Source organism: Aminobacter sp. P4_H6_2 (assembly GCF_056400805.1).
In genome coordinates, this window is record NZ_JBFUKO010000365.1 from 1 (window position 1) to 5,397 (window position 5,397).

Here is a 5,397-nt window from a genome sequence, read left to right on the forward strand (position 1 = left end):
GATAACAATTACGCCGGAAAGACAACATCCGATATAATCGAACTAGCAGGAGTGGAAAAGGCAACAATTTACATTGGCCATCAACCTGTCGTCGACATTGACTTGCCAGTTCTAAAAAAATTCATCATCGACAATTTAGATTATCCATTCAGAGACCCATATAAATCTTATTTCAAGAAACTTGTTGCCTACTATGATAGAATATTATTTGGATTCGACGTATAGATTTATTTACGAATCTGCCGCTCGATTCTAATTTACACACTACTTGGTTGAGTTTCTTATTGCGGCAACATTACCGCCACCACGGTCGCGTGGCGTAGTTTCTCCTCGCCCTTCAAATGCTTGGCCATGACATGCAGGATAGGCTGCACCGGAACTGCGGCCTTGTTGCCTGTGCCTACCGGCGCGGCGAATGCAACGGCGTGAAGGAACTCAAGCGCCTGCCAAAGCTCGTCGCGCTGGCCTTCCGATATCGCGGGAATGGCGCGACCGACGTAACGCAGGCTGGAGTCGGTCTCCTCAGCAAGCAGCAGCGACGGAGCGGTACCACGCTTGCGCTCGTAGCCAATCACGACGAATTCGCCTTCGATGTAGATCTTAGTCTTCACCCAGTCTTGCGATGGGCCGCCGCGGTAGGTGCTGGCCCTGCGCTTCGAGACGATACCTTCGAGGTCCAACTTTTCCGCCGCAGTGAAGAACTCGGCCCCCGAGCCTTCAAACGCCTGGCTGAACTGCAGCGGGCAAGTGGGGCGCGGATCACCGAGCAGATCATGCAGCAGCCGCCGCCGATCCTCGCAACGCTGCTTGCGCAAATCATTGCCGTCGAGGCCCAGGAGATCGAAGGCGTAGAACACCAGGGCGGAGCCTTCCCAGCGGATCGCGCTGGCGAGCTTCTTGAAACTGGAGCGACCGGCATCATCCTGCACGACCATCTCGCCGTCGACGATCGCATCGCGGGCAATCAACTCGCGCGATGCGGCAAGCACAGCGGCGTATTTCATCGACCAATCGTGGCCATTGCGTGTGAAGGCGCGAGCATGACCGCCAGCAAGGTGGATCTGCGTCCGATAACCGTCATATTTGATTTCGTGCGTCCAACGGTCCCCTTCTGGCGGCTTGTCAACCAGCGTCGGGATGCAGGGAGGGATGAACGTGGACCGGCGCTGGTCCGTCATCGATCAACCGTGGAAACGTTGCGCCATAATGGCGTCTAGCTTGCTGCGCGATGGACCGTAGCGCCTAATGATCGTGGCGGCTTCGCCTTGACTTATATCGTACTCGCGGACGAAATCGTCGACCTCATACTCCGGGTCCGAGGATACGAGTTTGCGGCCCTCTCTTGTTTTGGGGACGTCAGGCACGTCAGAACCTCCGATGACACATTAGAGAACTCTGAAACGCCTGAGTATGCAATCCGCTCCATCTGGCGCCATTTGTCGGCGATTTCCAAGCGCCTCCGAAGTGCCGACTTTGCGTTCGAATTTTACAACAAACCGCATTGGCGAGACATACAATATTTTGTATGTCTCGATGGACGCTGGGTGGGGGCACCCGAATGAGCAGGGTAGGGACAGCCGCGTATGCAAGTTCAGTTGAAGCAGCTAAATGGAACCTGGACTCTAGGGTACGCGCTGCATAAGCACACACTTTCGAGTGTCTATTTGGGCGAAGACGCCTTCGGGCATGCTCAGTTCGATACGACACGATCCGAACCAGGCGAAGCTCTCTTTAGGCTCAAGTATCGCGGTGATTGGACGCAAGTCGGTCCTATCGCAGCGCAAATCCAAACGTCCTTGCTACCGCTTTTCCCGAATGTTGGGCTCATTGTTCCCATGCCTGCTTCTACTGTCCGGCCTCGCCAGCCTGTCAATGAAATTGCCAATGAGCTCGGCAAGCTCATAAATATTCCTGTCATCGACAGCATCGTGGTGAAGGCCGCGGCACCACAGGGAAGCCCACAGCTGAAGAATCTGAACACAAGGGAGGAAAAGGTTGCCGCCCTGAATGGACGGTTTTCTATCAATCCCAGCATAACAAACGAAGGTCGTTGGAACGCTTTACTGCTCGACGACTTATTTGACACAGGTGCAACTATGGACGCGGTATGTCAGGCCCTTCAGACCTACCCAAAAATTGACCGCGTCTATGCTGCCACCGTTACGTGGAAGTAAGCCCATGACTATTGTATTCGTTGCAGGATCGATCGCGATCAGCAGACTTCACGACAAAGTCAAAGCGCGGATCAAAAAAATCGTCGCTTCCGACTTAGAAATTGTCGTCGGCGACGCTGACGGCGCCGATTCCTCTATCCAAGGATGCCTTCTTGAATACGGTGCCAAGCGGGTGACAGTCTATTGCAGCGGCGATCGCCCTCGAAACAATATTGGCGGATGGCCTGTCAATAGTGTTTATCCAAAGGCGGCGCCTGGCAGTAGAGCGTTCTATACGGCAAAAGACTTGGAAATGGCTCGCGTCAGCAATTACGGACTAATGATTTGGGACAGCAAAAGCACCGGCACGCTGAGCAATGTATTTGAATTAATTAGGGAGAATAAAAAATCAGTCGTTTTCGTCAATAAAAATAAAGAATTCCTTACGGTATCTGATGCTGATGAATTGATTCACTTGCTTTCATTTATGTCTGAACATGCTCGTGCAAAGGCCGAGGAAAAAATTGCGATTTCCTCTAAAATTGCGGACATCTCACAAACGCAATTCTCTTTGGCCATTGAAGAAAATCAGCCTACGCAAAAGCTTAGAGTGGACATCGCTCCCGCAATGGAAGACGCAGACCCGTCGCATGCCGCAAACATGAAGCTACGGTCTACCTTGATGGAAGCCATCGAAATGCATGTAAAGGCTCAGGGATGGACGCAAGCAGAGGCAGCTCGAAGACTCGGCGTTACGCAACCACGAATTTCCGACCTCTTGCGTCACAAGACCGGAGTGTTTGGTCTCGATTCTCTTGTTAACATGGTAGCAGCCGCTGGCCTGCATATCGAAGTGCGCGTGGCAGCATAAACCTTTGCCCGCTGAAATAGCGAATGGATGCCGCTTGGCAGCTTTTCGCGATTTACGCCAACCCGCCAACAAAGCCGCTGGTGTCGCCCTTGCGCGGCATCGCGAGACGAACCGTCCCTCGGCAGCCGCGAGCCTTGCAGATTTCGTTGCGCTCGACCTCGTCGAGGTATTCGAACTCGCGCTCCTTTGAGGTGCAGATCACCGCCTTCGTGAGATAGTGGACATGCCCGCAAACCTTGCAGGTGATCTCCAGGCGCTGGGTATCGTCGAGATCGCGGACCTGTATGTTCTGTTTCCAGCCGCTCACCAGAAATCCTCCGCTGTTGGAATGCGTGTGTACGAGATCTTCCCGCCGACGTGTCCGCCGGCGGGCGGCCTCCACATCCCGAGCGATGTCACGGTTTYCCCATATCGGGCATTCAAGCCATCGACCGCATTGGAGACCTGTTCCCATTTCTGGCGAACACGGTCGTCGTTGAGCAGGAAATCGAGCTGGCGCTCGCTGGCGCGGCTCAGATCGTAGAGGGTGACCCCGACGCGAAAGACGGTGACGCCACGCGGGTACTCGGCACGGACCCGCTTCCATAGCTCATCCAGGGCGGTAAGCACGGCCTGGTCGTCATGGACAATCGGCAGTTTCATCTTGGCCGACCAATTGCGATCCCTGACCGCGAGCCAAAGCCACAGGCCGCTACAGTAGAAATCGTCGCGGCGCAGTCGCCGCGCGGCCTTGGTCAAGAGGAGCCTGCAGATCTCGAAGGCACCTGCCAGCGAGCGGCTCTCCGGTGGCAGCACGCGGCCGTGGCCGAACATGCCGCGTGAAGACAACGGCGCCTGCACGTCGTAGCCATGGAGCGCATACCATAGCCGCTCGCCGGTGACGTTGTTCCACAGCTTGCGCATATGCTTCGGCTCGAGGCGGTAAAGATCCTCGGTCGTATAGATGCCCGAGCGGATTAGCCGCCGTTCCATGTTCTCACCGACACCGGGGATATCAGATAGCTTCAGCTTAATCAGCAGCGCAGGTAAATCTTCCGGACGCCAGACCATGACGCCGTTGCCATATGTCGCGCCGGCCTTTTTGCCTTCCTTGCAAGCCATCTTGGCAAGCTGGCGATTCGCCGCGAACCCGACAGATGATGTGATGACCGTGCCGACGTTTTCCGCGAGCGTCGACTTGAGCCTTTCTGCCAACGATTGGGGGTCTTTGCGGCTAACTTCATCGAGACGGCATGTCAGTTCGTCGATCGATTTCACCGCGTCGATGGGAATGACGGACTGGATCTCGGACAAGAGCGCATTGTGCGCACGACGGTAGAGGTCCGGCTTCTGCGGCACCAGGACGATGTCGGGGCAAAGCTGACGGGCTTCTGCAACGGGCATCACGTTCTTGACTCCGAACGCCTTCGCCTCACGAGAGCAGGCGATGACGCAGGTTCGGTCAGTGCCTTCAAATGGAACGACACCAACCGGCCGGCCCCTTAGGCGCCGATCTGCCTGCTGCTCGACGCTGGCGAAGAACCCGTCGAAGTCGAGATACATTCGCTCGATGGTCTCCGGCTTTCGCAAGGCAAGGCTCTCCCGTGGCGCGGGCGACCGCGCAATTCCGATGCATGACAGGGTTTGACCGGCTGGGCCGGCCGATGTTCTACAAATGTTCCGGACGCGATCCGGTGTCAAGCGAAAAGGAATGTTGTCCTAGGTCGTGACCAATAAATGCGGAAGGACCGGGCTGGGTTGTTATTAGACCGTCTGTTTCCAATGTGGTGGCAACGTGAGCAGGCTGATGAGTGCCGGTGCACCGAAACCACCTGGTCACACAGACGGATTTTTTCTCGCACATGGCGGAACAATGCTGGATGTGAGGTCGATCGCTGGCTGTTGAGGAGACGTGTGTGAGGGAGGCTGTGGCTTAGGCCACCGCTTCGCGCTTCAGCCGGGAGAAAAACTTCAGTCCGTGCTGATTCAGTTGGGCAAGGAAGAAGATCGCGCTGGGAGTTGGCCGATTTGCTTCGGCTAACCCATGTAGGATGAGTTTAGGCATCACCGACTGAAAAAGCCATTTTCCTACTTCTCCGTTGTTGCCCGACGATACGCCTCGAACAAGACTATCAAGATACATGGAGGAAACCGACAGAATATCCATTGACTTTGAGGCATTCTCGCCTGGCAATGACACCACCGTTCTTGAGAGGACGAGCTTCAGTTCTTCAAACTCATCAGCGGACTTACGCGCCTTGTCTGGCGCTTCGAAATTATTAATCGTGTTGCTAAGCTGGATGTTCTCTTCGCGCAGCTGCACTATCGTATCGTTCAAGCTCTTCGGATCAACAACTGAGCTCGCCCTTACCCAACCCGCGGACGCGTTAATGT

At 55.2% G+C, this 5,397-nt stretch carries 7 protein-coding genes; 3 read left to right on the top strand and 4 right to left on the bottom strand.

Annotation, left to right across the window (positions count from 1 at the left end):
- On the top strand, positions 1-225 hold a 225-nt coding region (locus AC1DUU_RS21755; RefSeq protein WP_476785468.1), incomplete at its 5' end, for a hypothetical protein.
- A gap of 56 nt (positions 226-281) precedes the next feature.
- Here the strand turns inward: AC1DUU_RS21755 and AC1DUU_RS21760 are convergent.
- On the bottom strand, positions 282-1,178 hold the full coding sequence (locus AC1DUU_RS21760; RefSeq protein WP_476785469.1) for an ATP-dependent DNA ligase: 897 nt from the start codon (positions 1,176-1,178) through the stop codon (positions 282-284).
- A 486-nt stretch (positions 1,179-1,664) separates the two neighbouring features.
- On the opposite strand from AC1DUU_RS21760, the gene AC1DUU_RS21765 reads away from it, so the two are divergent.
- Both AC1DUU_RS21765 and AC1DUU_RS21770 read left to right on the top strand, forming a co-directional pair.
- Positions 1,665-2,174: a ComF family protein gene (locus tag AC1DUU_RS21765; RefSeq protein ID WP_476785470.1), complete on the top strand. Its 510-nt coding sequence runs from the start codon at positions 1,665-1,667 to the stop codon at positions 2,172-2,174.
- 4 nt (positions 2,175-2,178) lie between these two features.
- Complete coding sequence (locus tag AC1DUU_RS21770) at positions 2,179-3,024, top strand: helix-turn-helix domain-containing protein (protein ID WP_476785471.1); 846 nt, start codon at positions 2,179-2,181, stop codon at positions 3,022-3,024.
- Positions 3,025-3,076: 52 nt separating this feature from the next.
- On the opposite strand, the gene AC1DUU_RS21775 is transcribed toward AC1DUU_RS21770, so the two are convergent.
- The 3 genes from AC1DUU_RS21775 to AC1DUU_RS21785 all read right to left on the bottom strand — a co-directional run.
- On the bottom strand, positions 3,077-3,331 hold the full coding sequence (locus AC1DUU_RS21775) for a hypothetical protein (RefSeq protein ID WP_476785472.1): 255 nt from the start codon (positions 3,329-3,331) through the stop codon (positions 3,077-3,079).
- Positions 3,328-4,566, bottom strand: a complete 1,239-nt coding sequence (locus AC1DUU_RS21780; RefSeq protein ID WP_476785473.1) for a Y-family DNA polymerase — start codon at positions 4,564-4,566, stop codon at positions 3,328-3,330. Before AC1DUU_RS21780 ends, AC1DUU_RS21775 begins: the two co-directional genes overlap by 4 nt.
- 370 nt (positions 4,567-4,936) lie before the next feature.
- Positions 4,937-5,397: hypothetical protein (locus AC1DUU_RS21785; RefSeq protein WP_476785474.1), on the bottom strand; the 461-nt coding region annotated here is incomplete at its 5' end.

Bases quoted from the DNA above. Each gene is read 5' to 3' on its own strand.
- AC1DUU_RS21760 (WP_476785469.1), bottom strand. From the start codon at position 1,178: ATGACGGACCAGCGCCGGTCCACGTTCATCCCTCCCTGCATCCCGACG.
- AC1DUU_RS21770 (WP_476785471.1), top strand. From the start codon at position 2,179: ATGACTATTGTATTCGTTGCAGGATCGATCGCGATCAGCAGACTTCAC.